Source organism: Bacillus australimaris (assembly GCF_001307105.1).
GTDB classification, from domain to species: Bacteria; Bacillota; Bacilli; order Bacillales; family Bacillaceae; genus Bacillus; species Bacillus australimaris.
On the sequence record NZ_LGYN01000001.1, the window covers coordinates 580,319 to 606,062 of the forward strand.

Consider the following 25,744-nt stretch of genomic DNA (forward strand, 5'->3'; position numbering starts at 1 on the left):
TGTGGGAGAGAGTCAAAATATGATTGGTTTTCTCCAATACAAAAAAGCCGATATGTCTCCATATCGGCCCAGCGTGCAGACAAACCTCCGCATTCGTTGTCAGGTCTGTGCGCCGGTGCTCACGAATATCAAATTCGCTCCGCTCCTGTGCTCGACCTTCCTAGACTTCAAAGGTTTTCAATTCACGCTGAAAAGAAAACAAAAGGCTGAAAACAAGCCTTTTGTCATGATAAAAAAGCCGATATGTCTCCATATCGGCTTTTGTTTATCGACGTAGTTTTTGAAAGACCTTTTCCACTGTCTCAATTGTATATTCGATGTCTTCATCTGTATGAGCTGTTGATAGGAATAATCCTTCAAATTGAGAAGGTGGAAGGAAGATGCCGTGATCGGCCATTTCCTTGTAAAATTCAGCGAATAGAGCAAGATCAGCTGTTTTCGCTTTGTCATAATTGATCACGTCTTCATTTGTAAAGAAGAATCCGATCATGGAACCCGCTCGATTAAACGTTAATGGAATTCCGTTTGCTTTCGCCGCTTTCGAAATGCCTTCTTCCAGCCGGTCCCCTTTTCGTCTAAACTCTACATAAGACTCAGGAGTCAGCTGTTTCAACGTTTCTAAGCCCGCTGTCATCGCAAGTGGGTTACCAGATAACGTTCCTGCTTGATAAATGGGACCACTTGGCGCAATTTGTCTCATAATATCTGCTCTTCCGCCATAAGCACCGACCGGAAGACCGCCTCCAATTACTTTACCAAGACACGTCAGATCAGGTGTAATGCCAAAATAGCCTTGTGCGCAGTGATAATCCACACGGAAGCCTGTCATGACCTCATCAAAAATGAGTAAGGATCCGTATTGCTCCGTGATGTCTCTCAGTCCTTGCAGGAAACCTTCTTGCGGAGGAACAACCCCCATATTTCCTGCCACCGGCTCTACAATGACACCTGCAATATCGTCTCCAAATTCTTGAAAAGCAACTCGAATGCTTTCTAAGTCATTGTACGGCACTGTGATCGTATTGCTGGCAACCCCCTCAGGAACACCAGGACTATCTGGAAGTCCAAGCGTTGCCACTCCAGAACCCGCTTTAATAAGCAAAGAATCACCGTGACCATGATAGCAGCCTTCAAATTTTACAATTTTATTTCTGCCTGTAAAACCACGCGCTAGACGAAGGGCACTCATCGTCGCCTCTGTACCCGAGCTGACCATACGAATCACCTCGATGGACGGAACTCGTTCACATACAAGCTTAGCTAATTCATTTTCAACTAATGTAGAAGCACCGAAGCTTGTCCCATATTCCGCTACTCGCTGAATGCTTTCAACTACACGATCATTCGTATGTCCTAAAATAAGCGGTCCCCATGATAACACGTAATCGATGTATTCATTTCCATCAATATCATAGATCTTAGAGCCTTTGCCTCGTTCCATAAAAATCGGGTCTGTGTTGACTGATTTAAATGCACGCACAGGGCTGTTGACACCACCAGGCATTAAATGCTGCGCTTCTTCAAATGCTTGCTTTGATTTTTCATAGCTACGTCCCATTTCAATGTCCTCCTGTCTATCCATTCTTTATTCTGAGAGCCATTTTGCTGCATCTTTTGCATGATACGTAATGATGAGTTCTGCTCCTGCACGTTTCATGCTTGTCAGCATTTCAAGAACAAGCTCTTTTTCAGAAATCCAGCCATTTTGTGCAGCGGCTTTAACCATTGCATACTCTCCGCTCACATTGTAGGCAACAACAGGGAGTGTAAATTCGTTTTTCACATCACGCATAATGTCTAAGTAAGAAAGGGATGGTTTGACGATTAAGAAATCTGCTCCCTCTTCTACATCAGATTGCGCTTCTCTTAGTGCCTCTAAACGATTTGCAGGGTCCATTTGATATGTTTTACGATCTCCAAACTGCGGAGTACTATGCGCCGCATCACGGAACGGACCGTAAAAAGCACTTGCATATTTCACAGCATATGACATAACAGGTACATGAATAAAGCCTGCTTCATCAAGAGCCTCACGAATGGCAACAACAAATCCATCCATCATATTTGAAGGAGCAATGATATCTGCACCAGCGCGCGCTTGACTGACAGCGGTTTTCGCTAATAGCTGAAGCGATTCATCATTTAAAATTTCACCATCTTCAACGATTCCGCAATGTCCGTGATCTGTATATTGGCATAAGCAAGTGTCTGCAATGACCACAAGCTCTGGGAAATGCTTTTTGATCTCTAGCGTTGCTCTTTGAACAATACCATGATCATGATACGCCTCGCTGCCCACATGATCTTTATGATCTGGCACACCAAATACAATGATCGATTTGATGCCAAGGTCGACAAGCTCTTGGATTTCTTCTTTCACAAGATCCACAGAAATGTGATATACACCCGGCATTGAAGCGACTTCTTTTCGAACATTTTCTCCCTCTACAAAAAAGATCGGATAAATCAAATCAGTTGGTCTTAAAAAGGTTTCTCTAACTAGCTCTCTCATACCTGCGCTTGTCCGCAATCTGCGGTGTCTGTTAAATTTCATCAATGGTTCAACTTCCTTTCAGATAAACGGCACATCAAATCAAGCATCCCGTCTACCGTATAAGTATCTGGGGTTTCAGAAGAAATCCCGTATTGAAGCAGGGCCTCTTTTGTCAGAGGACCGATCGTCACAAAACTGGTGTCAGATCGAGCCAGCATTGCTGCATCTGCTTCCATGGCATGCATAAACGAATGAACAGTGGATGAGCTCGTAAATGTAATAAAATCAAATAATTGCTTCGTCATTGCCGATTTGAGAGCGGCAATTCCGTCCTCATCCTTGACTGTTTCATATAAAATCCATTCTTTTACCTCTATGCCGAGCGGAATGAGGGTTTTCTTTACCACATCGCGTGACAGATGCCCTTTTGCGACAAATACACGCTCTCCTGGGCGCACATGGTCGAGTAACGCATCTGCCAGCTCTTCCGCTATAAATCGTTCTGGTACCACATCCACCTTCAAGCCATGCTGCTCAAGATAGGCAGAGGTTTTCTCTCCTACAGCAGCGACTTTCAAATGGGATAAGCTCTTATGTAAATGATGGTCTTTAATAAAGTTCAGAAAAAAAGACGCACCATTCACACTCGTGAAAACAAGCCAGTGGCTATTTTCTAAGTCCTTTAAAAAAATCTGCGCTTTTTCTTTTGTGAGCGTAGGCTCAAATCGAATAAGAGAGGTTAAAACAGCATGGCCGTTCAGCGCTTCAATCTTCTGCTGAAACACGCCCGCTTGACGTTCATTTCGAGTGACAAGCACCGTCTGTCCGTGAAGCGATTTTCCTATGGTCATTGGGAGGACAGATCCTTTTTCACCTTGTCGATCAAATCCTTTGCTCCCTTATCAGCCATCTGCTTCGCACATGCTGTTCCAATTGCCTCTGGGTCAGTGCCTGTGACAGTTTCCCGAATAATCGTGTGCCCATCTGCAGATGCCACAAGACCTGTCAATTCAATTTCATCATGCTCATTCATCGTTGCATAGCCAGCGATCGGCACCTGACAGCTTCCATCCATTTGTTTGAGGAAGGCTCGTTCAGCAAGGACCGTTTTCTCCGTATATTCATTCGTAAATTGAGCAAGAAGCTGCAATAGCTCTTCATCATCTCCGCGGCACTCAATCGACAGTGCGCCTTGTCCAACAGCAGGCAGACAAGTCTCAGGAGATAAAAATTCCGACACGACCTCTTTGCTCCATCCCATTCTGGACAGACCAGCAGCCGCTAGAATAATGGCATCATATTCTTCATTTTTCAGCTTTTCCAATCTCGTATCAATGTTTCCTCGAATCCATTTAATCTCAAGATCTGGTCTTTCCTGAAGAAGCTGCGCACTGCGCCGTAAGCTGCTCGTTCCCACAATTGCGCCCTTAGGCAGTTCACTTAGACTCAAATGATCCTTCGAAATCAGTGCGTCCCGCACATCTTCCCGCTCAGGAATACAGCCAATGACTAAACCTTCCGGAAGAGCGGCCGGCATATCCTTCATGCTGTGCACCGCCATATCAATGTCATGATTCAGCATCGCCTGTTCAATTTCTTTCACAAATAGTCCTTTTCCGCCAACCTTAGATAAGGTCACATCTAAAATTTGATCACCCTTTGTCACAATCTCTTTTATTTCAAAAGAATAAGAAGGGTTTAGTTCAGACAGCTTTTGAATGACCCATTTTGTTTGTGTAATTGCCAGCTTACTTCGTCTAGAACCTACTTTAATTGTACGCAATACGTCTTCCTCCCGACAATGCCCTTAAGACTCATCATTATTGAAACCAATGAAAGGTTGATAAGCTACCAAGCAGAAAATAATTAATCATCAGCACAAGAAATGAAGCGACATTCCACAGTGCCACGACTTTGCCCTGCATATTTCTCACCAATCTGATATATAAGTAAAAGCCGTATAAAAACAGCATAATGAACGAACCAAGCACCTTTGCATCTATCCAGTACACCGTATCATACGAAATATACGCCCAAATGATGCCAAGAATTAAACTAAGCAGGAGCATTGGCACCCCAATAATGTTTAAGACGTACGCCATATGATCAAGCTTTGATAAGTCTTCAATTCTCAGAAGCCATTTCCCCCATTTTTTCTTTTTCAGCAAACGATATTGAAAAAGATAGAGCAGCGAAAAAGCAAATGATAGTGAAAAGGCACCGTAGGATAAAATCGCCATCGTTATATGAATCACGAGCAGTTCACTCGTCAGCTTCCCCGTAAGTTCTGCTGAATGGAGATCAGATGGTGTAAAGGTGTGAATCGCCATCATGGAAAAGCCAATCACATTTGTAAAAAAGACAATAAATTCAACGCGCAATACTTTTGTGAGAACAAGTGAAAGTGTCACAAGCACCCACGTATAAAAATATAACCCCTCTGCTACATTCAACACAGGGAACCGGTCTGTTTCCATCATAATATAGAACATGTAGACTGTTTGCAGCAGCCAGACAATAGAAAGCAACCAGAAAGCCATTTTTCCAGCCTTCCGGTTGTGTTGAAGAAAATCTATGAAATAGAACAAGACACTGAGTGCATAGATTAAGATCGTCGCTTCGTTGAGTCTCGCTACAATGGATTCCATCATCGCTTAATCACTCACTGGCAACCGTAGCAAAGCCTTGTGCCATATTTGGTTTGAACAGCTGAAATGACCCTTGTTCCACCTGTACAGGCTCCACCTTTTGCTCTTCATCTTCAACCTGTAAATCAAAGATTTCTTTGAAGAGTAAAAGCTTTTCCTCTGCATTCGGCTCCGCGGCAATTTCTTTCGCCTTTAAGATAGGATCTTTCAGCATTTGATTGATGATGCTTTTCGTGTGTTTATTTAACAGCTTCATTTCACGGTTTGTGAGATTTGGAAGCTTCCGTTCAATACTCTGCATCGTATCCGCTTGAATGGTGAGTGCCTTTTCTCTAAGTGCAGAAATGACCGGAACAACACCAAGCGTATTCAGCCATTGCTTAAATTCAACAATTTCTGCTTCGATGAGGAGCTCAACCTGCTCAGCTACTGCACGGCGCTCTTTTAGGTTGGCTGCCACGATGCCTTCAAGGTCATCAATGTCATACAAAAAAGCACCTTCTACTTCAGAAATGGCTGGATCTAAATCACGGGGTACGGCAATGTCTACCATAAATAGAGGTCTGCCCTTCCGCTTTTTATTCGCACTTTCAACCATTTCTTTTGTAATGACAAATTGTTTAGCACCCGTTGAACTAATTAAAATATCCGCTTCGGATAATGTTTTTTCCAATTGATTTAAGCTCTTAGGCTCTCCAGAAAAACGTCCGGCCAATTCTTTCGCCTTCTCATACGTTCGATTGATGACCGTTACTTGGCCAATTCCTTGACCTTGAAGGTTTTGAGCCGCCAGTTCGCCCATTTTGCCCGCACCAAGAATCAGGACATGCTTATCAGAAAGACGTCCAAAGATTTTTTTAGCGAGCTCAACTGCCGCATAGCTGACAGACACAGCATTAGATGCAATATCTGTTTCCGCATGAGAGCGTTTTGCAACAGTTACCGCCTGTTTAAACAAATAATTGAAAACGGTACCAATGGTCTTCTCCTCTTGAGCTACTTTAAAGCTGGATCGCACCTGACCAAGTATTTGTGTTTCACCAATCACCATGGAATCAAGTCCACATGTCACACGGAATAAATGCTCAACCGCTCCATCGTTTTCGTAAAACTTCAAATATGGAGAAACGTCTTCCTTTTCTAAACCGAACCAATCGGCTAAAAATCTTTTTATATAAAACCGTCCAGTATGAAGCTGATCTACCACTGCGTAGATCTCTGTTCGATTACATGTTGAGATAACGATATTTTCTAGAATGCTTTTTTCTTCTTTAAGCTTGGACATCGCTGTTCCGAGCTCACTCGGTTCAAAACTCAGCTGTTCCCGTATCTCAACAGGGGCTGTTTTATAATCTAAACCCACAACAAGAATATGCATAACTTCAGCTTGCACCCCCAACGCCCTGTCTAATTTATAATAATTACAATATAGAATTTATTATTTATAATGATTATAACATATATTCATTTTTAACTGGATAAAAAATGTGAACAGATTTCAAAAATCTTGTGATATAGTAGAAAAATGTTCGACACCCACTGATGCCATATCATCACTTCAAGCAATTTACCAGATTTGGCGCGTGCGGACAAATGATCTGCTTAAAAGAAGGTGACATCTTTGAAGAAGAAATCCATTTTGCTGCCGCTTACTTTGCTGGCTGTAGCGCTATACGCCATTCTCTCAGGAGGTCAATTTGACATTTGGAAGGACCAAGAGAAATGGTACACACTTGTATTACTTTTTGGCCTCGCTTTCTTATATCAAGGAAAAAAGGAGCAAGAAAGCGCTCATGTGTTTATCGGTATGCTCATGACAGGCCTTGCGCTACACTTTATTCTTCAGCCAAAATTGGACCACTGGCCAGACACATTTACGATGATTGTGTTCATTGTAGGACTTGCACTTTTTGTGAAATCATCTCAGAAAAAAGAATATCGTATTGAAAGTGTTGTGCTGATTGCACTCGGTCTGTTCCTTTATTTCTTTCAGCAAATTACAAAACAGCTGAGTTCCCTTTCGATCCCTACTTCCGGCTTTGAATTGTACTGGCCTTATGTATTGATTGCTGTCAGTCTCCTCTTATTATTTTTAAAAAGGAAATAACTTATACAATAAAAAGGCATCTGCTGATAACAGATGCCTTTTTTTTAGTTATTAATCTTCGCAAGGATGGCATTCCAGGCTTCATCTTTTCCCTTTTTTGTTTCAGAAGAGAATAGGATGAGTTCATCTGATGGGACAATGTCAAGCGTCTGTTTGACGACTTTCGCATGCTTTTCCCATTTGCCTTTTGGAATTTTATCCGCTTTTGTTGCGATGATAATGACAGGAACTCCGTAATATTTAAGGAATTCATACATGTTCACATCATCTACTGATGGCTTATGGCGCAGATCCACAATTTGGACGACTGCTTTTAATTCTTCACGCATAGTAATATACGTTTCGATCATTCTACCCCAGGCTTCGCGCTCTGTTTTTGATACCTTGGCAAAGCCGTAGCCTGGAACGTCCACAAAATGGAGCATATCATTAATAATGTAGAAATTAAGCGTCTGTGTCTTACCTGGTTTAGAAGACGTACGCGCTAAATTTTTACGATTAATCAATGAGTTGATGAACGAGGACTTTCCAACATTTGATCGTCCAGCAAGAGCGATTTCAGGCAGCCCGCCGCTCGGGTACTGCTCTGGTTTCACCGCACTAATGACGATATCTGATTTTGTTACTTTCATCTTCCCTCTCCTACCAACGCTTTCTCAAGCACTTCATCTAAATGTGAAACCGGAATAAAGGTTAATCCCTCTCTCACACTTTCAGGAATATCATCAATATCCTTCTCATTGTCCTTTGGAAGAATAATGGTTTTCAATCCTGCACGATGTGCGCCTAATGCTTTTTCTTTTAGTCCGCCAATCGGAAGCACTCTTCCTCTTAACGTAATCTCTCCTGTCATACCAACCTCTTTTGATACAGGACGTCCTGTGAGTGCTGATACAAGAGCCGTCGCAATGGTGATACCAGCTGATGGCCCGTCCTTTGGAACCGCACCCTCTGGAACATGGATATGAATATCATGCTTTTCATTAAAATTAGGATCAATGTTCAGTTCATCTGCTTTGGAACGAATATAACTGAATGCCGCCTGTGCAGATTCTCTCATGACATCACCAAGCTTACCGGTTAACAAGAGCTTGCCTTTCCCCGGCGAGAGGGATACCTCAATGGATAAGGTGTCTCCACCAACTGTCGTATACGCAAGTCCTGTGACAACCCCCACTTGATCTGTCGTTTCAGCCTGACCATAACGGTACAGTCTTTTTCCTAGAAATTCAGTTAAATTCTTTTCCGTCACCGTGATGCGTTTGCGGTCTTCAGCCACAATCGCTCTTGCCGCTTTTCGGCAAATCGCCGCAAGCTGACGCTCTAATCCACGAACTCCTGCTTCTCTTGTGTAATAGCGAATCATATCATAAATCGCTGCTTCACGAAGCTGCAAGTTCCCTTTCTTTAATCCGTGCTCCTTTAGCTGCTTCGGCAGAAGATGATCTTTCACAATCTCTGCTTTTTCAACCTCTGTATACCCTGCAATCGTGATAATCTCCATTCTATCACGAAGTGGACCTGGAATGGTTGCTAAATTGTTGGCAGTGGCAATAAATAACACCTGAGACAAATCAAATGTCTCTTCAATATAGTGATCGCTAAAGTTATGATTTTGCTCTGGGTCCAATACTTCAAGCATAGCAGAAGACGGATCACCTCTAAAATCAGAGGACATCTTATCGATTTCATCTAAAAGAAACACTGGATTCATAGTACCTGCCTTGCTCATCCCGCGAATGATACGGCCTGGCATCGCACCTACATATGTTCTTCTATGTCCACGGATTTCAGATTCATCACGGACACCGCCAAGTGAGATACGGATAAACTTCCGGTCAAGTGATTTAGCAATGGACTTGGCAAGTGATGTTTTCCCTACTCCAGGAGGTCCTGCTAAGCAAAGAATCGGTCCTTTTAATGAATTGGTGAGTTTCTGTACAGCAAGGTATTCAAGCACACGTTCTTTGACTTTTTCCAGCCCATGATGCTCATCATCTAAAATTTCACTTGCAAGCTTTAAATCTAGACGATCTTCTGTATAAATTCCCCATGGAAGATTGATCAGCCAATCAATATAATTTCGAATGACAGAGCTCTCAGCTGAGCTTGAAGGAATTTTTTCATAACGATTCAATTCTTTTAGCGCCGTTTCGCGAACAGAATCCGGCATGCTGGACTCTTCGATTTTAGACATTAATGAACTGACTTCGCCTGTTTTTCCTTCTTTGTCACCTAGCTCCTTTTGGATGGCTTTCATTTGTTCACGCAAATAATATTCTTTTTGCGTTCGTTCCATTGAACGTTTGACGCGCTGCCCAATTTTCTTTTCAATTTCCAGCACTTCTTTTTCATTGTGAATTAAGCTGATGACTCGATTTAACCGTTTTTTGACATCGACTGTTTCTAGTACTTCTTGTTTGTCCTTTAATTTAAGCGGCAGGTGAGAAGCGACGATATCTGCCATTCTCCCCGGTTCCTCAATATCCGTCACCGTTGCATATGTTTCAGCTGAGATTTTTTTTGAAATTTTTATGTATTGATCAAAGTGATCTAACAAAGTGCGCATGAGTGCTTCTGCTTCTGCGTCCTTTAATTCTTCTTCTGCCAATTCTTTAATATCAACGGACGTATAGTCCTCCAGCTCCACGTATGTTTCGATCTGTGCTCGATTTAAGCCTTCAACGAGTACACGAATCGTTCCATTTGGCAGTTTTAGCATTTGTTTGATTTTTGTGTAGGTGCCGACTTTGAAAATTTCCTCTTCACCTGGTTCATCTATTGAAATTTCCCGCTGTGTTGCTAGAAAAATCATATGATCGTTCATCATGGCCTGTTCTAATGCTTGAACAGACTTCTCGCGTCCAACGTCCAAATGCAAGACCATTGTTGGATAAACAAGCAAACCTCGCAATGGAAGGAGCGGAACATTCTTTTTGATTTCATCTGCCATGTTGATTGACACCTCCGTCACTAGTATGAATCATTATAATATACCTGTTTCAGTCTTGTACAATGTAAAAGACTTAAGAAATGATGATCTTACCGTAGTATACCCTTTCTTTTTATCTTGAAAAAGAAAAAAAGATCTATTTCACTAAAAAATCCCCATATGTGATGGGGATTAAACAGATTTTCTCTTCATTTCGTCTTCTAGTCCATCTTTCTTCTCGTCTGGCGGATTGACCAAACACTGATCCAGCACCTCTTGGAAGTGCTTCACAGGCACGATGGTGACACCTTCAATCTCTTTTAAGATCGACTGCTGGTTGTCATAAGGAATAATGACTGTTGTGGCACCTGCTTGTTTCGCCGCCTTAATCTTCGGTATCACACCACCGATCGGCTTCACCTGACCCTGCAAGCCAATTTCACCTGTCATCGCTGTCAAATGATCAATCGGGATTTGATGAATGGCAGAGAAAATCGCTGTCGCCATTGCAATCCCAGCAGACGGACCATCAATAGGGGCACCGCCTGGGAAATTAATATGGATGTCATATTCATTTGTCCGAATGCCTAAGTTTCTCATTACTGTTAATACATTTTCAACAGAGCCTTTGGCCATACTTTTTCTTCTAATGGATTTAGACTGGCTGCCTATGCTTTCTTCTTCTGCAATGCCTGTAATGTTGATACTTCCTTTTTCAAGCGCCTTACATATGTTCACTTCAATCTCAAGCAGGGCACCGCTGTTTGGCCCGTAGACAGCCAGACCATTCACTACCCCCACTTTTGGCTTTTCCGGTACTTTTTGTTCATATCTTGGTGTCAGCTGACTTGAATGAATGACCCACTCTACATCAGCGAGTGTGATGTCTTTTCGATTTTCCGTGACGGCCATTCCAGCGGCGATCTGTACCATATTGACGGCTTCACGACCATTTTTCACATAGGTGGTTAACAAGTTCAGCCCTTCATCACTTAATTCCTTTTGAATCTTTTGGACAGCCTTAGCAGCGACGATTTTCAGTTCATGCTGGTCAAGATCCTTAAAGAAAATTTCTAAGCACCTTGAGCGAATTGCTGGTGGAATTTCTTCTGGTGTTCTAGTTGTGGCACCAATCAATCGAAAATCAGCCGGCAGCCCATTTTGGAAAATATCATGAATGTGATTCGGGATTTGGGTGTTTTCCTCACTGTAATAGGCACTGTCTAAAAATACCTTCCGATCTTCAAGTACTTTAAGCATTTTATTCATTTGGATCGGATGCAGTTCGCCAATCTCATCGATAAACAGAACCCCGCCATGCGCATGCGTGACGGCTCCTTGTTTCGGCTGCGGAATACCTGCCTGCCCCATCGCTCCTGCCCCCTGATAAATCGGATCATGAACGGAACCTATCAAAGGGTCCGCGATGCCCCGTTCATCGAATCTTGCGGTTGTGGCATCGAGCTCTACAAATACGGCATCTTTTTTAAACGGTGAGTCAGCATGACGTTTCGCTTCTTCCATGACAAGACGGGCTGCGGCTGTTTTTCCAACCCCCGGCGGTCCGTAGACAATGACATGCTGAGGATTCGGTCCGCACAGCGCTGCTTTTAGAGCACGAATGCCGTCTTCCTGCCCTACAATATCTTGAAACCCCTTTGGCCGGACTCTCTCTGATAAAGGCTCACTCAGCTTGATTGACCGCATCTTTCTGAGCGCTTCCATTTCTTTCTTTGATTCTTTGTCAATCGTCACCTTTTGTGTACGCTGATTTCGCAGTAAGTTCCAAAAGTACAGCCCGATGACGATTCCAAAGAACAGCTGTATGAATAATACGATTCCTGTCCAGCTCAATCGGTGCTCCCTCCTTCATCTATCGTATGTATTGGTTTCTGTCTGCTAGTATTTCCTAGAGCTGGACGGAATAAACACGTCTTCCACGATAAATAAAAAACTCCTGAATCAATTTGATTCAGGAGTGATAACTTCTCTTATGCAGATGTTTTTGTATCTTTATTGACGACTGTTCCGTCCTTCAACACAAGACGGGGCGGCTCACCATCAGCAACCGTTGCACCAGTGATTACACATTTTTCAATATCATCACGAGATGGAAGGTCAAACATCACATCAAGCATGATGCCTTCAATGATTGAGCGAAGACCACGTGCTCCTGTTTTGCGCTCAATTGCTTTTTTCGCAATTTCGCTAAGAGCATCTTCTTCAAACTCAAGCTCAACATCATCAAGCTCAAGCATTTTTGTATATTGCTTAACGAGTGCATTTTTAGGCTTCGTCAAGATTTCTACAAGTGCTTTTTCATCTAACGGCTCTAGGCTTGCAATAACCGGAAGACGACCGATGAATTCTGGAATTAAACCGAAGCGAAGCAAGTCTTCTGGAAGTACTTTTGATAGAAGAACTTCTTTTTCAAGATCTTCGACTTTATTTTCCGCACCGAATCCGATCACTTTTTGACCTAAGCGGCGTTTGATAATTTGCTCAATACCGTCAAAGGCTCCACCACAAATGAAGAGGATATTCGTTGTATCAATTTGAATGAATTCTTGATGCGGGTGCTTACGTCCACCTTGAGGCGGCACACTAGCAACGGTTCCTTCAAGAATTTTCAAAAGGGCTTGTTGAACACCTTCCCCAGATACATCACGAGTGATAGAAGGGTTTTCTGATTTTCTTGCTACTTTATCGATCTCATCGATGTAGATAATGCCTTTTTCCGCTTTTTCTACATCATAATCCGCTGCTTGGATCAGCTTTAGTAAAATATTCTCTACGTCTTCACCAACATAACCTGCTTCAGTTAATGATGTTGCATCTGCAATCGCAAATGGAACATTTAAAATACGAGCAAGTGTCTGAGCAAGTAATGTTTTACCGCTTCCTGTTGGACCAATCATAGAAATATTACTTTTCGAAAGCTCAACATCATCAATCTTGCTGTTGGAATTGATCCGTTTGTAGTGGTTATAAACCGCTACAGCTAAGGATTTTTTCGCATTGTCTTGTCCGATGACATACTCATCAAGAATCTCCCGAATTTCATGAGGTTTCGGAACATCCTTGAATTCAACTTCTTCCTCAGTGCCGAGCTCTTCTTCAACTATTTCCGTGCAAAGCTCGATACATTCATCACATATATATACGCCAGGTCCTGCGACCAGTTTACGCACTTGATCTTGCGTTTTTCCGCAAAACGAGCATTTTAATTGACCTTTTTCCTCGTTGAATTTAAACATTCTTTCACCCCTTATTCTTCTTCACTTGCCTGTAGCTAACAGTCAGCTACCTTTCTGGGTCCAGTATGTATGCATTTTACCATACTTTCCTAAAAGACGGTAACGATGTGTTTCTAACACTGCACATTCAGATATGTATAACAGAAAGATGCGACTTACACTATCGTTTCCAAAAGAAGCGATGATAAGTCAAAAATTGTACAAAACAAGGCACGAGTCACTCGCGCCCTGTTTTATTATTATGCACCATATTAACGGTTTTCTACAAGAAAATCAATTGCTTTGCGAACTTTTAGATCTTCTTTCATTGCTTCAGTAGATCCGATCGCTTGTTTGATATTTTCAATTGGCATGTTGTATGCTTCAGCCATTTTTGAAAGTTCTTCTTCCACTTCTTCGTCAGACACTTGTAAGTCTTCTGCAGCAGCAATTGCTTCAAGTGTTAGGTTAGATTTCACGCGTTTAGCAGCATCTTCTTTCATTTGCTCTTTAAGCGCATCTTCATCTTGTCCAGAGAATTGGAAGTAAAGCTCAAGATTCATTCCTTGCATTTGAAGACGTTGTTCGAATTCTTTCATCATGCGGTCAAGCTCTGTGTCAACCATCGCTTGTGGGATGTCAACTTCCGCATTTTCAGAAGCTTTTGCAATTAGCTCTTCACGAAGTTTTCCTTCTGCTTCGTTTTCTTTTGCTTCTTCAAGACGTTTCTTCGTTTTTTCAGTTAACTCAGCAAGAGTTTCTACTTCTTCATCAACATCTTTAGCGAACTCATCGTCAAGTGCTGGAAGTTCTTTTGCTTTGATTTCATGAATTTTCACTTTGAATACAGCTGGTTTACCTGCAAGGTCTTCAGCATGATATTCTTCTGGGAAAGTGACTTCTACGTCTTTTTCAGCGCCAGATTCAAGACCAACTAGCTGCTCTTCGAAACCAGGGATGAATGAACCAGAACCTACTTCAAGAGAGTAATTCTCAGCTTTTCCGCCTTCGAATGCTTCTCCATCAACGAATCCTTCGAAATCAAGAACAACTGTATCGCCGTTTTCGATTGCACCTTCTTCTTTGACAACAAGCTCAGCTTGACGGTTTTGCATTCCTTTTAACTCTTCTTGTACATCTTCATCAGTAACAACTGTGTCGTCTTTTTCTACGTTAAGACCTTTGTAGTCACCAAGTTTCACTTCAGGCTTCACTGTTACTTTTGCAGTGAAGATTAAGCTTTCGCCTTTTTCGATTTTCTCAACATCGATTTCAGGGCGGTCAACTGGCTCGATACCAGCTTCGTCGATTGCTTTTGGATACTCAACTGGAAGAAGAATATCTAATGCATCTTGATAAAGAGATTCTACACCAAAACGTTGCTCGAAAAGACCGCGTGGTACTTTCCCTTTACGGAATCCAGGGATCGATACTTGCTTAACAACTTTCTTAAATGCATCATCAAGTGCTTTGTTAAATGTTTCAGCGTCAACTTCTACAGTTAAAACGCCTTCGTTACCTTCTTGTTTTTCCCATTTTACTGACATGTGTGTTTCCCTCCAAAAATCTATTCAGATTGTGCGTTGTTACATTCTAAAGCATCATAAAGACTTCGTCCAATCAAAAACCACGCACTCCGCTAAAGAAGCGGTATTATGTATACAACATTTGACTTGATTATACATATCGTCTTTCAACTGTTGGAATCTGACAACTGCACTATATATGCACAAATACAACCATTATATTATAACATAACAAGTCCGTCTTTCAACTAAATCGACAAATTACAAATAAGAAATTTCTTCAATATCTTTCAGCATTGTGCAAGCTTCTCTCAGCTCTCGTTCGTTAAATTCATACAATAGATGCAATTCTTCGAGTTCAATCTCGATTCCATGCATTTCATAGCCGACTTTATGAAGTGCCGCTGCCCAAAGATTCGGATCTGTGTATTTAGGAAGAAATGGGTAAAGCACAAATAAGTGCCGGCGCCATAACTCTTCCACGCCTTGGTAAAGGGTTGGATTCTCATTGCCAAGCGTGTCATCAAGCATCCGAAGGACTTGCTGCAGAAGCGGCATCTGCTCTGGCTTGACAGCCTCAGAAGGCACAAGTGTTAAAGAATCACCGAATTTCGTCACATGAACCGGCTTTGCCACGTCATGATCTGAGAGAAGCTGCAGGATCAATGATTTCACCAAAGGGTTTCCATCGGGATTTTGTAAGATCGTATTTAATAGACCCATGTGCGGTGTAACATTCCGGTCTTTCAATGAATGGATGAACTGGACCTGCTCTTCCGGCCGCTTTAGCATATCATCTATATTGATTTCACCGCTGTCTTCCTCACCTTCATCTAAAATCTCATCAGGTGATTCGATCATTTTTCTGCTAAATTCTAGCAGCTTGTAAAAATGCTCTGCGCTTTCTGCTGGAAGGTGGTTTTCCTCAAGCACAGCCTCAATCGTTTGTTTGACTTCTTCATATTCCTTCAGCTGAATTAAGATTGTCATATACACTTGAAGCACAGTGAAATAGTGGCCATACCCCTCATGCAGCATCTTCTCACAAACACGCTTTGCGTCCTGCAGCTCACCCAGCTCTAGAAAACAAATCGCCATGCCGAGGTGAATATCGGATTCTTCATCGTCATCATAGGATTTTGCTTCTGAAAACAAGTGAAGCGCCTCTTGATACTGCTTATCTTTTAATGCTGCCATTCCTTTTTCAATCAGTCTTTCTTTCAGACCAGGAAACAAAATGACATTATCTTTCTTCTTGTCATGTTTCATACTTACGTTCCTTTCGGGCGCATATTTTTTATCAGTTTACCAACGAAGATTAGTAAACACAAGTAACGAGAGGTTATCATGCAAAAAAGAAGCCGTCACACCCGGGGCGGACAGCTTCTCGTTGTTTAGGCGCGCAGCCAGCTGCTGCGCTTTTCTTCAAATGCTTGAATGTCATCTTCTAGTAATAGCGTTAATGAGATCTCATCATAACCATTTATAAGCATTTCTCTCCAGTGAGGGTCTACAGTAAAGGGGGTGATATTCCCTTTATGATCTTCTATCTGCTGTTTTTCAAGATCAACCGTCATCTCAAACCCTTTGTTCTCATATGACGCCGCGAAAGTTTTCCACACATCATAATCAAGACGAATCGGAAGCATCCCATTTTTAAAACAGTTTTGATGAAAAATGTCTGCGAATGATGGCGCGATGACGATTTTAATACCATAATCATCAAGTGCCCACGGAGCATGTTCCCTAGATGATCCGCAGCCGAAGTTTTCTCCTGCAATCAAAATGGATGCTCCTTCATAGATTGGCTGATTCAGTTCGAAATCGGGATTTGGGCTGCCATCGGCTAAATATCGCCAGTCGAAAAAGGCAAATCGGCCATATCCTGTTCGTTCGATTCTTTTTAAAAATTGCTTCGGTATAATTTGATCTGTATCTACATTGATTCGGTTAAGCACAGCGGCTTTCCCTTTATGAGTGACTAAAGGCTCCATCTATGACAACTCCTTACACGACTGTTTTCTCTTGATTAAACTTCCTGACATCGACAAATCGGCCATGTATCGCAGCCATTGCAGCCATTGCCGGGCTGACAAGATGCGTTCTCGCACCCTTCCCTTGACGCCCTTCAAAGTTACGGTTTGATGTGGATGCGCAGCGTTCGCCCTCCGGCACCACATCGTTATTCATGCTAAGACACATACTGCAGCCAGATTCTCTCCATTCAAATCCTGCTTCAAGGAAAATTTCATGAAGGCCTTCTTCTTCAGCTTGCAATTTGACACTTTGAGAGCCAGGCACGACAATCGCTCTAACATGATCGGCTACTTTTTGTCCTTCAATCATAGAAGCGGCTTGACGTAAATCAGTCATTCTTGAGTTCGTACATGAGCCGATAAAGACATGCTCAATCGTAATATCTTCTATACGCTGATGCGGATGGACACCCATGTATTCGTAAGCACGAATCGCTTCTTTTTGATCATCTTCTTGCGCAAAGTCCTCAGGCCCTGGGATTGATGCATCCACAGGCAAGACCATTCCAGGATTAATTCCCCAAGTGACCATTGGTGAAATTTCATTTCCATCTAACACAATGGTTTTATCATAGGTTGCACCTGGATCTGTTCTAAGAGCTTCCCATTCTTTAATAGCTGCTTCGAAGTCTTCACCCTGCGGTGCATATTTGCGGCCGCGGCAATATTCGAAGGTAATTTCATCAGGTGCAATTAATCCTGCTCTTGCTCCTGCTTCAATTGACATATTACAAACGGTCATCCGCTCATCCATCGTCATGTTTCTGAATACTTCCCCAGTGTATTCAATGACATAACCTGAACCGAACTTCACGCCGTGTGCACCAATGACGGCTAAAATGACATCTTTGGCGGTTACCCCTTTTTGAAGCTTTCCGTCTACTCTAATTTCTAGCGTTTTCGGACGCTGCTGCCAAAGTGTTTGAGTAGAAAGTACATGTTCAACCTCACTTGTACCGATCCCAAAGGCAAGTGCGCCAAACGCGCCGTGAGTTGATGTATGACTATCTCCACAAACGATTGTTTTCCCCGGAAGTGTCAAACCAAGCTCAGGTCCAACGACATGGACGATCCCTTGATCAACACTGTGAAGGTCAGCTAGACGGACACCAAATTCCGCACAGTTGCGCTCTAGAGCACTCACTTGTTTTTTAGCAATCTCATCTTTGATCACAAATCGATTCACAGTTGGGATGTTGTGATCCATCGTCGCAAACGTGTTTTGAGGTCTTCTCACCTTGCGCCCTTTTTGTCTTAATCCTTCAAATGCTTGAGGTGATGTCACTTCATGCACCAAGTGCAGATCAATATATAAAAGGTCTGGTTTTCCCTCGCCGCTTTTGACAACATGCTGATCCCATATTTTTTCGATGATTGTTCGAGGCATAACCCTTTTCCTCCCTCTATCTAATTCCACAAGATTCTATTTATACAATTGTTTGCACGCGCTGCTTGAGTGCGTCTACAACTGCTGTTGTGATATCTTCAGTTGTTTGATACGTTCCCTCTTTTGCTGCTAAATCCTTTGTCCGTTTGCCAGAGGCAAGAACAGCTTCCACAGCTTCTTCTATTGCAGCCGCTTCGTCTTCTAAGGCAAAGGATGTTCTAAGCAGGCTTGCTGCTGATAAAATGGTTGCCAGAGGGTTTGCAACGTTTTGCCCCGCAATATCGGGTGCTGAACCATGAATCGGCTCATATAAATGAAGGCCTGTGCTTGATAAACTAGCAGATGGCAGCATACCGAGTGATCCAGTAATCATAGAAGCCTCATCACTTAAAATGTCGCCGAACATATTCTCTGTCACAATGACATCGAATTGAGCAGGCTTATAAATCAGCTGCATGGCGGCATTATCAACGAGCATATGCTCAAATTCAACTTCTGGATACTGAGAAGCAACTTCTTCTACCGCTTCCCGCCATAGTTTACTAGAAGCAAGGACATTCGCTTTATCCACAGACGTCACTTTTTTCCGTCTCGTTAAGGCCATGTCGAACGCTTCTTTTAATACGCGGACAATTTCTTCCTTCGTATAAAGGAGCGTATCAACCGCAGCTTCTTTTCCTTCATCATCCGTATAGCGTTCGCTTGGTTCACCAAAATAAAGACCGCCTGTTAATTCACGAACGATGACGAAATCAACTCCGTTAATGTGATCCTGTTTTAACGGTGACGCCTCGCTTAAGCTATCGAACACCTTTACAGGACGGATGTTTGCAAATAAGTCCAGCTGTTTACGAATGGCAAGCAAGCCTTTTTCCGGGCGAAGCTCTGGCGGGTTTTGATCCCACTTTGGTCCGCCGACTGCTCCTAATAAAATCGCATCAGCGCTTTTGCATACATCTACTGTTTCCTTTGGGAGCGGGTTGTTCTTTTCATCTATGGCTATACCGCCAATGAGCGCAGTTTCGAATTCGAATTCGTGCCTAAATTGAGCCGCTGTCTCTTGAAGGACAGAGACTGCTGATGTCACGACTTCCGGTCCGATTCCATCGCCGGGCAAAAGTGCAATTTTCTTTTTCATGAGAACCTTCCTCCTTTCCTATGAGATCGCGTGATGTTTCTCAATTTCAATTAGATTTGATTTGAAGATTAAATGTCTGTTCACTGCATTGACGTAAGCCTTCGCCGATGCTTCCAGCACATCTTGTGCTACGCCGCGTCCTGCTGTTTCTTTTCCTTCTATTGAAACAGTGACGTATACTTCCGCTAGTGCATCTCTGCCTTTTCCATTCGATTGAATGCGGTAGTCCAGCAAATGAATTCTTTCTTCCATGCAGCGCTCAAGCGTGTTGTACACAGCTTCTACACTGCCTGCACCTGTAGCTGCTTCTTGAATGACTTCCTGCGTTTCTTGATTTTTCAGAGAAACCGTTGCTGTCGGCATTTGCTCTGTTCCGTAGTGAACTTGCAGACTTTCAAATTCGTAACCGATTTTTCGGTCTGCTACTTTTTCTTCTAATATAATAGAGATCAAATCATCATCTGTAATCTCTTTCTTTTTCTCTGTCAAGTTCTTGAAGGTTTCAAAGAATTTATTGATTTCGTCTTCCGCTAGTTTAAAGCCTAATGTTTTCATGCGGTCTTTAAACGCGTGTCTTCCGGAGTGTTTTCCAAGGACAAGCACATCTGTTGTCACACCGACAAGCTCTGGAGAAATAATTTCATAGGTTGTTTTTTCTTTGAGGAAACCATCTTGGTGAATACCTGATTCATGTGCAAACGCGTTGTTTCCAACGACTGCTTTATTGCGCGGCACAATCATTCCTGAGTATTTGCTCACTACATCACTTGTACGCTTAATTTCATTCAATTGAATGGTGGATTCGACCTGGTAAAAGTCTTTTCGAATATGAAGAGCTACTGCAATTTCTTCTAAAGCGGCATTTCCAGCGCGCTCTCCAATTCCGTTGACAGCTGTTTCAATTTGATCTGCACCATTTTCAATGGCAGCAAGTGAGTTTGCTACAGCCATTCCTAGGTCATCGTGACAGTGAGCGGACAAGTTGACACGGTCAATATTCGGAACGTGTTCCTTCATATATCTAAAAATATTTCCGTACTCTTTTGGCGCTAGATATCCAACTGTATCTGGCAAGTTAATAACACTCGCTCCAGCGTCAATGACCTTTTCTACAATTTCTGCTAAGAAAGCAAGATCTGTACGGCACGCATCTTCTGCTGACCACTGGACAACCGGAAAACGTTCCTTCGCGTATTTAACCATTGAGACAGCCTGTTCTACGACTTCTTCACGTGTTTTCTTTAGTTTATGCTTCAGGTGAATATCAGAGGTGGCAATAAAGACGTGAAGCCTTGGTTCCACTCCATCTTTCAATGCTTCCCATGCAGCATCAATGTCACCTTTCACACATCGTGCAAGACCAGCAACAGAACAGTTTTTAATCGTTCTTGCAATTTCTTGTACGCCTAAGAAATCCCCTCGGGATGAAGCGGGAAAACCCGCTTCAATGATATTAACCCCAAGGCGCTCAAGCTGCTTTGCAATGATTAGCTTTTCTTGTGCATTTAAGTTCACTCCTGGTGATTGCTCCCCATCTCGAAGTGTTGTGTCAAAAAAATTAATTTTTCGCACCGACGCTCACCGCTTCCTTTTTCTTTCCTTGTTTAACGAAAGGCATCATTTCACGAAGCTTTCTACCAACGATTTCAATTTGGTGCTCATTTTCATTTGCATTGATTGCATTGAAACGTGGACGATTCACTTGGTTTTCAACAATCCATTCTTTTGCAAAAGTTCCGTTTTGGATATCAGTCAATACGGCTTTCATAGATTCTTTTACTTTTGCATCCACAACGCGTGGTCCTGAAACGAAGTCACCCCATTGTGCTGTATCAGAGATTGAATATCTCATACCTTCTAATCCTTCTTCATACATAAGGTCAACGATCAATTTCAGTTCATGCAGACACTCGAAGTATGCAAGCTCTGGCTGATAACCAGCTTCTGTTAACGTTTCGAATCCTGCTTTGACTAGTGAAGTAAGACCTCCACAAAGAACTGCCTGCTCACCGAATAGATCCGTTTCTGTTTCTTCTTTAAATGTTGTTTCAAGAACGCCAGCTCTTGCTCCGCCGATCGCTTTTGCATAAGCAAGTGCTTTATCTTTCGCTTGACCAGATACGTCTTGATAGATGGCAAATAGGGCAGGTACTCCAGCGCCTTGCTCATATGTTCTTCTTACAAGGTGTCCTGGACCTTTTGGAGCCACAAGATACACATCTACGTCACTTGGTGGAACAATTTGATGGAAGTGAACGTTGAATCCGTGTGCGAATACTAGTGAGTTGCCAGCTTCTAATTGATCTTTGATTTCTTCATCATATACTTTCTTTTGCTGCTCATCTGGAAGTAATACCATGACTACATCTGCTTGTGCTGCCGCTTCTTTTACTGTGAATACTTGATGGCCATCTTCTTGTGCTTTATTATAAGATCCGCCTTTTCTTACACCGACAATGACATCTACGCCGCTTTCTTTTAAGTTCAATGCATGTGCATGACCTTGTGATCCATAACCAATGATGGCTACCTTTTGACCATTTAATACGTTTTCTTGAATATCACCGTTATAATATACTTTTACCATTTGACTCTCTCCTTTTGTTTAGACAATTGAAATTGTTTTATTTGTTTGCGGCTTTTGCTGATTATCTCTTGCAAAGGCCGTGGTGCCAGTTCTGGCGACTTCTTTAATGCCGTATGGCTTAAGCAATTCAATGAGTGCTTCAATTTTTGAAGACTCACCTGTCACCTGAATGACGACACTCTCTCTGCTCACATCTACAATAGAAGCTCTAAACGGTTCAATGACCCCTGTGATCTCCATTCTAGATGCTGGTGCAGATACGACTTTTATCAAAGCCAGCTCTCGCTGAACGATTGATTGGTTTGTAATGTCTGTTACTTTCAGAACATCGATTTGTTTGTTCAGCTGTTTTGTCAGCTGTTCAATGTCTTTTTCTTGGTCTACATGGACGACGAACGTGATGCGTGATACATCTTGAATCTCAGAATGGCCGACCGTAATGCTTTCAATGTTGTAGTGTCTTTTCGTAAATAGGCCTGTGATTCTGTTCAGTACGCCTGATCGATTTAATACAGTCAACACAATAATTCTTTTCAAGGTTTCACCCCCACCATCTCATGAAGTCCTTTCCCTGGTGCTACCATCGGGAATACTTTTTCATCTCTCGCTACATTGACATCGATGAAAACAGGTTCTCTAGAGGTTAAGGCTTCTTCAAGCTTTTCTTTCGCCTCTTCGTCTGATGAGATTCTGATTCCTTTAATGCCATAAGCTTCAGATAATTTGACGAAGTCTGGCTGCTCTGAAAATTTAGAATGTGAGTAGCGTTCTTCGTAGAAAATTTCTTGCCATTGTCTTACCATTCCAAGGCTGTGATTATTCAGAACAATCACTTTGACTGGAAGGTTCAGCTCACGGATAACGGCAAGTTCTTGCAGGGTCATTTGGAAACCTCCGTCTCCTAAAACCGCTACAACGGTCGCCTCTTGATCAGCTAACTGAGCGCCGATGGCTGCTGGTAATCCAAAGCCCATTGTGCCAAGGCCTCCAGATGTGACCCACTTATCTGCATTATCAAATGGATAGAACTGTGCTGCCCACATTTGATGCTGTCCGACATCTGTTGCTACAATGGCTTTACCTTTTGTGAATTGATGAATGTATTCAATCAGCTTTTGAGGCTTAAAGCCTTCAGCTTCGTTTTCAACGTACCAGAGTGGATATTCTTCCTTCCACTGATTTAATTGGTTTTTCCATTCGTCTGATTCCCCTTGTTTCCCGTCTTGCTTGATCAGCTCTTCAAGAACGAGCTTGCTGTCTCCAACAACTGGGATATGGGTATGAATGTTCTTGCCGATTTCCGCTGGGTCGATATCAATATGAGCCACCTTCGCATGTTTGGCAAAATGATTGAGGTTGCCTGTCACCCTATCATCAAATCTCGCTCCGATTGAAATGAGCAGATCACATTGATGAAGAGCCATGTTCGCTGCATATGTGCCATGCATACCAGCCATCCCTAGGAAAAGAGGATGCTTTGCTGGGAATCCGCCAAGTCCAAGCAGTGTATGAGCGACTGGGATTTGCTGCTGCTCTACATACTGTCTTAATTCTTCAGATGCTTTGCCATGAAGAACGCCAGCTCCTGCTAGAATGACTGGTTTCTTCGCTCTGCTGACAGCTTCTACCAATTTGCGAATTTGCAAATAATTCGGCTCTACTTTTGGCTGATAACCAGGTAAATCAATCGGCTGATCATATTCAAATGTTCCTTCAATGCTTGCAACATCTTTTGGGATATCAATTAAGACTGGACCAGGTCTGCCTGTTGTCGCGATATGAAATGCCTCTTTAATGACACCTGGTAATTCCTCTGGATTTCTTACTTGGTAGCTGTGCTTTGTAATTGGCATTGTGATGCCGAGTACGTCTGCTTCTTGGAAAGCATCTGACCCAATGACTGAGGTTGCCACCTGCCCTGTGAATACAACAAGTGGAAGTGAATCAATCATGGCATCTGCAATTCCTGTGACAAGGTTTGTCGCTCCAGGTCCTGAGGTTGCAATGACAACACCTGGTTTCCCAGATACTCTTGCGTAGCCTTCTGCTGCGTGAATCGCTCCCTGCTCATGTCTTGGCAGGACGTGAAATAAACCAGAATCGTAAATTTTATCGTAGATCGGCAAAACCGCTCCGCCTGGATACCCGAAAATGACTTCTACTTTTTCTCTTTTGAGTGCTTCAATTAACATGAGTGCACCGTTCATCGTTTGTGGTGCTTTTGATTTTTCCGTCTCCATTTGTACATTTGTCCCCATTTGATTTCCTCCTCTTTGTCTTGCTTCAGTCAAGTCCTTTCACCCTTTTCCATTCAAGATAGAGATATGAGACCATATAAAAAAGCCTTCTCACCCCACAATGACACTACTTTTCATTAGGTCAAAGGGGCGAAAAAGCTTTGTTTTTTCGCGGTACCACCCTTGTTCACGGCAACTCCTGCTGCCGTCTCATGGACATCTTTCGTCCATTTTGGTAACGAGTGAAGCAATGTCACTCGGCCTGCCCTACTATCATTTCAGGCAGACACTCAGAGGTGAGTTCACTTTAGAAAGTAACACCGGTTTCCAGCTAGCACCGGCTCTCTGTAGATACTGACTCTAAAGCTACTAGTCCTCTTCAACGTTTATCGATATCTATTTAGCTTGCATGAATGTTTTCATCTGTAAAAACGACTTTCTCTCCTTCTTCAACTACTCGCTTGCGGAATTGTTCAAGAAGTTTGTTTGTGTGGAAACCAGGCTTCCCTTCACCGATTGTACGGCCATCAACTTTGACAACGGCGATGACTTCGGCTGCGGTTCCTGTTAGAAAAACTTCTTCTGCAGTATACACATCATGTCTTGTGAATGGTTCTTCTTTCACTTCGTAGCCTAAGTCTTCTGCAATCTCCATGATGGCATTTCTTGTAATGCCTTCAAGAGCGCCGATATAACCAGGCGGCGTATAAAGCTTGCCTTTTTTATAAATAAACACGTTGTCTGCAGAACCTTCTGCCACGTACCCTTGATCGTTCAGCATTAGCGCTTCACTCACACCGGCCATATGGGCTTCGATTCGGACAAGAATGTTATTCAAATAGTTTAATGATTTTACTTTTGGGCTAAGGACATCTGGACGATTTCGTCTTGTTGGGACCGTCACAATATCAATACCCGTTTCATATAGGTGCTTTGGAAAAATGGCCAGCGGTTCTACAATGATCACTGTGTTGGCTCTCCCGCAGTTGTTTGGATCTAAACCAAGATCACCCGCTCCTCTTGAGACGACAAGGCGGATATAGGCATCCTTTAGGCCGTTCCTTTCAACTGTATGAATCATCTTCTCCGTGAGTTCCTCAAGTGAATATGGAATGTTCAGCATGATAGATCTGGCGGAATCATATAGGCGGTCTAAATGTTCTTTCATTCGAAAGATATTTCCGTTATATACGCGAATTCCTTCGAACACACCGTCGCCATATAAGAAGCCATGATCGTAAACTGAAATTTTCGCATCCTCTTTTTTTACGAGTTCATCGTTTAAAAAGATCCACTGTTCCTTTTGGTCTTCCATTTTCAGTGAGCACCCTCTCTTTCAAACAAAAAGTAGTTGAATTTTCAGACACTTTATATTGAAGTGTCTCACGCTTGCACTGCGTGTTTGTTTAGCTTTTG

Annotated in this window: 21 protein-coding genes and 1 other annotated feature; of the genes, 1 reads left to right on the forward strand and 20 read right to left on the reverse strand. The window is 42.6% G+C overall.

Going from position 1 to position 25,744, the window contains the following annotated elements; translation table 11 throughout:
- Positions 1-265: 265 nt before the first annotated feature.
- From hemL to hemA, 6 genes are read right to left on the reverse strand one after another with little or no spacing between them, the layout of a single operon-like run.
- A complete protein-coding gene (hemL, locus tag AKG37_RS03105; RefSeq protein WP_060697517.1) occupies positions 266-1,558 on the reverse strand; it encodes a glutamate-1-semialdehyde 2,1-aminomutase in 1,293 nt (430 codons plus the stop codon).
- 27 nt (positions 1,559-1,585) lie between these two features.
- On the reverse strand, positions 1,586-2,554 hold the full coding sequence (gene hemB / locus AKG37_RS03110; protein ID WP_060697760.1) for a porphobilinogen synthase: 969 nt from the start codon (positions 2,552-2,554) through the stop codon (positions 1,586-1,588).
- A complete protein-coding gene (locus AKG37_RS03115; RefSeq protein WP_060697518.1) occupies positions 2,554-3,345 on the reverse strand; it encodes a uroporphyrinogen-III synthase in 792 nt (263 codons plus the stop codon). The genes hemB and AKG37_RS03115 overlap by 1 nt, the downstream gene beginning before the upstream one ends.
- Positions 3,342-4,277: a hydroxymethylbilane synthase gene (hemC, locus tag AKG37_RS03120; RefSeq protein WP_060697519.1), complete on the reverse strand. Its 936-nt coding sequence runs from the start codon at positions 4,275-4,277 to the stop codon at positions 3,342-3,344. Before hemC ends, AKG37_RS03115 begins: the two co-directional genes overlap by 4 nt.
- A 37-nt stretch (positions 4,278-4,314) precedes the next feature.
- The gene (locus AKG37_RS03125) at positions 4,315-5,145 is read right to left on the reverse strand and encodes a cytochrome c biogenesis protein (protein WP_060697520.1); all 831 of its coding nucleotides are present in this window, start codon (positions 5,143-5,145) and stop codon (positions 4,315-4,317) included.
- 7 nt (positions 5,146-5,152) lie between these two features.
- Complete coding sequence (hemA, locus tag AKG37_RS03130) at positions 5,153-6,520, reverse strand: glutamyl-tRNA reductase (RefSeq protein WP_060697521.1); 1,368 nt, start codon at positions 6,518-6,520, stop codon at positions 5,153-5,155.
- A 243-nt stretch (positions 6,521-6,763) separates the two neighbouring features.
- Here hemA and AKG37_RS03135 point away from each other — a divergent pair, with 243 nt between their 5' ends.
- Positions 6,764-7,249, forward strand: coding sequence for a hypothetical protein (locus AKG37_RS03135; RefSeq protein ID WP_060697522.1), 486 nt, complete (start codon positions 6,764-6,766; stop codon positions 7,247-7,249).
- A gap of 44 nt (positions 7,250-7,293) precedes the next feature.
- Here the strand turns inward: AKG37_RS03135 and yihA are convergent, their stop codons facing one another.
- The 14 genes from yihA to ilvE all read right to left on the reverse strand — a co-directional run bounded on the left by yihA (position 7,294) and on the right by ilvE (position 25,643).
- Positions 7,294-7,881: a ribosome biogenesis GTP-binding protein YihA/YsxC gene (gene yihA, locus AKG37_RS03140; RefSeq protein WP_060697523.1), complete on the reverse strand. Its 588-nt coding sequence runs from the start codon at positions 7,879-7,881 to the stop codon at positions 7,294-7,296.
- Positions 7,878-10,202, reverse strand: a complete 2,325-nt coding sequence (gene lon, locus AKG37_RS03145; protein WP_060697524.1) for an endopeptidase La — start codon at positions 10,200-10,202, stop codon at positions 7,878-7,880. The genes yihA and lon overlap by 4 nt, the downstream gene beginning before the upstream one ends.
- Before the next feature lie 171 nt (positions 10,203-10,373).
- Positions 10,374-12,035 carry an ATP-dependent protease LonB gene (lonB, locus tag AKG37_RS03150; protein ID WP_060697525.1) on the reverse strand — a complete coding sequence of 554 codons (1,662 nt, stop codon included), beginning with the start codon at positions 12,033-12,035 and terminating at the stop codon, positions 10,374-10,376.
- A gap of 137 nt (positions 12,036-12,172) precedes the next feature.
- On the reverse strand, positions 12,173-13,438 hold the full coding sequence (gene clpX, locus AKG37_RS03155) for an ATP-dependent protease ATP-binding subunit ClpX (protein ID WP_024423180.1): 1,266 nt from the start codon (positions 13,436-13,438) through the stop codon (positions 12,173-12,175).
- Between the two features lie 251 nt (positions 13,439-13,689).
- Positions 13,690-14,964 carry a trigger factor gene (gene tig / locus AKG37_RS03160; protein ID WP_060697526.1) on the reverse strand — a complete coding sequence of 425 codons (1,275 nt, stop codon included), beginning with the start codon at positions 14,962-14,964 and terminating at the stop codon, positions 13,690-13,692.
- Positions 14,965-15,204: 240 nt separating this feature from the next.
- Positions 15,205-16,212: a DNA damage checkpoint antagonist DdcA gene (gene ddcA / locus AKG37_RS03165; RefSeq protein ID WP_060697527.1), complete on the reverse strand. Its 1,008-nt coding sequence runs from the start codon at positions 16,210-16,212 to the stop codon at positions 15,205-15,207.
- Between the two features lie 125 nt (positions 16,213-16,337).
- Positions 16,338-16,937 (reverse strand): 3-isopropylmalate dehydratase small subunit, encoded by a 600-nt coding sequence (gene leuD / locus AKG37_RS03170; protein WP_060697528.1) that lies wholly within the window; start codon positions 16,935-16,937, stop codon positions 16,338-16,340.
- Between the two features lie 13 nt (positions 16,938-16,950).
- Positions 16,951-18,366 carry a 3-isopropylmalate dehydratase large subunit gene (gene leuC, locus AKG37_RS03175; protein ID WP_060697529.1) on the reverse strand — a complete coding sequence of 472 codons (1,416 nt, stop codon included), beginning with the start codon at positions 18,364-18,366 and terminating at the stop codon, positions 16,951-16,953.
- A gap of 40 nt (positions 18,367-18,406) precedes the next feature.
- On the reverse strand, positions 18,407-19,504 hold the full coding sequence (gene leuB, locus AKG37_RS03180) for a 3-isopropylmalate dehydrogenase (RefSeq protein ID WP_060697530.1): 1,098 nt from the start codon (positions 19,502-19,504) through the stop codon (positions 18,407-18,409).
- 18 nt (positions 19,505-19,522) lie between these two features.
- Positions 19,523-21,076: a 2-isopropylmalate synthase gene (locus AKG37_RS03185; protein ID WP_060697531.1), complete on the reverse strand. Its 1,554-nt coding sequence runs from the start codon at positions 21,074-21,076 to the stop codon at positions 19,523-19,525.
- A complete protein-coding gene (gene ilvC / locus AKG37_RS03190) occupies positions 21,063-22,091 on the reverse strand; it encodes a ketol-acid reductoisomerase (protein WP_060697532.1) in 1,029 nt (342 codons plus the stop codon). The genes AKG37_RS03185 and ilvC overlap by 14 nt, the downstream gene beginning before the upstream one ends.
- Positions 22,092-22,109: 18 nt before the next feature.
- A complete protein-coding gene (ilvN, locus tag AKG37_RS03195; protein ID WP_007501584.1) occupies positions 22,110-22,628 on the reverse strand; it encodes an acetolactate synthase small subunit in 519 nt (172 codons plus the stop codon).
- Complete coding sequence (gene ilvB, locus AKG37_RS03200) at positions 22,625-24,349, reverse strand: acetolactate synthase large subunit (RefSeq protein WP_060697533.1); 1,725 nt, start codon at positions 24,347-24,349, stop codon at positions 22,625-22,627. The genes ilvN and ilvB overlap by 4 nt, the downstream gene beginning before the upstream one ends.
- A 122-nt stretch (positions 24,350-24,471) precedes the next feature.
- Positions 24,472-24,720: a binding site (T-box leader), on the reverse strand.
- An 8-nt stretch (positions 24,721-24,728) separates the two neighbouring features.
- The gene (gene ilvE / locus AKG37_RS03205; RefSeq protein ID WP_039180440.1) at positions 24,729-25,643 is read right to left on the reverse strand and encodes a branched-chain-amino-acid transaminase; all 915 of its coding nucleotides are present in this window, start codon (positions 25,641-25,643) and stop codon (positions 24,729-24,731) included.
- Positions 25,644-25,744 lie beyond the last annotated feature (101 nt).

Bases quoted from the DNA above. Each gene is read 5' to 3' on its own strand.
- ilvB (WP_060697533.1), bottom strand. From the start codon at position 24,349: ATGGGGACAAATGTACAAATGGAGACGGAAAAATCAAAAGCACCACAA.
- ddcA (WP_060697527.1), bottom strand. From the start codon at position 16,212: ATGAAACATGACAAGAAGAAAGATAATGTCATTTTGTTTCCTGGTCTG.
- leuD (WP_060697528.1), bottom strand. From the start codon at position 16,937: ATGGAGCCTTTAGTCACTCATAAAGGGAAAGCCGCTGTGCTTAACCGA.
- AKG37_RS03125 (WP_060697520.1), bottom strand. From the start codon at position 5,145: ATGATGGAATCCATTGTAGCGAGACTCAACGAAGCGACGATCTTAATC.
- ilvE (WP_039180440.1), bottom strand. From the start codon at position 25,643: ATGGAAGACCAAAAGGAACAGTGGATCTTTTTAAACGATGAACTCGTA.
- hemB (WP_060697760.1), bottom strand. From the start codon at position 2,554: ATGAAATTTAACAGACACCGCAGATTGCGGACAAGCGCAGGTATGAGA.
- leuB (WP_060697530.1), bottom strand. From the start codon at position 19,504: ATGAAAAAGAAAATTGCACTTTTGCCCGGCGATGGAATCGGACCGGAA.
- tig (WP_060697526.1), bottom strand. From the start codon at position 14,964: ATGTCAGTAAAATGGGAAAAACAAGAAGGTAACGAAGGCGTTTTAACT.
- AKG37_RS03115 (WP_060697518.1), bottom strand. From the start codon at position 3,345: ATGACCATAGGAAAATCGCTTCACGGACAGACGGTGCTTGTCACTCGA.
- clpX (WP_024423180.1), bottom strand. From the start codon at position 13,438: ATGTTTAAATTCAACGAGGAAAAAGGTCAATTAAAATGCTCGTTTTGC.
- ilvC (WP_060697532.1), bottom strand. From the start codon at position 22,091: ATGGTAAAAGTATATTATAACGGTGATATTCAAGAAAACGTATTAAAT.
- yihA (WP_060697523.1), bottom strand. From the start codon at position 7,881: ATGAAAGTAACAAAATCAGATATCGTCATTAGTGCGGTGAAACCAGAG.
- lon (WP_060697524.1), bottom strand. From the start codon at position 10,202: ATGGCAGATGAAATCAAAAAGAATGTTCCGCTCCTTCCATTGCGAGGT.
- leuC (WP_060697529.1), bottom strand. From the start codon at position 18,366: ATGCCTCGAACAATCATCGAAAAAATATGGGATCAGCATGTTGTCAAA.
- hemA (WP_060697521.1), bottom strand. From the start codon at position 6,520: ATGCATATTCTTGTTGTGGGTTTAGATTATAAAACAGCCCCTGTTGAG.
- hemL (WP_060697517.1), bottom strand. From the start codon at position 1,558: ATGGGACGTAGCTATGAAAAATCAAAGCAAGCATTTGAAGAAGCGCAG.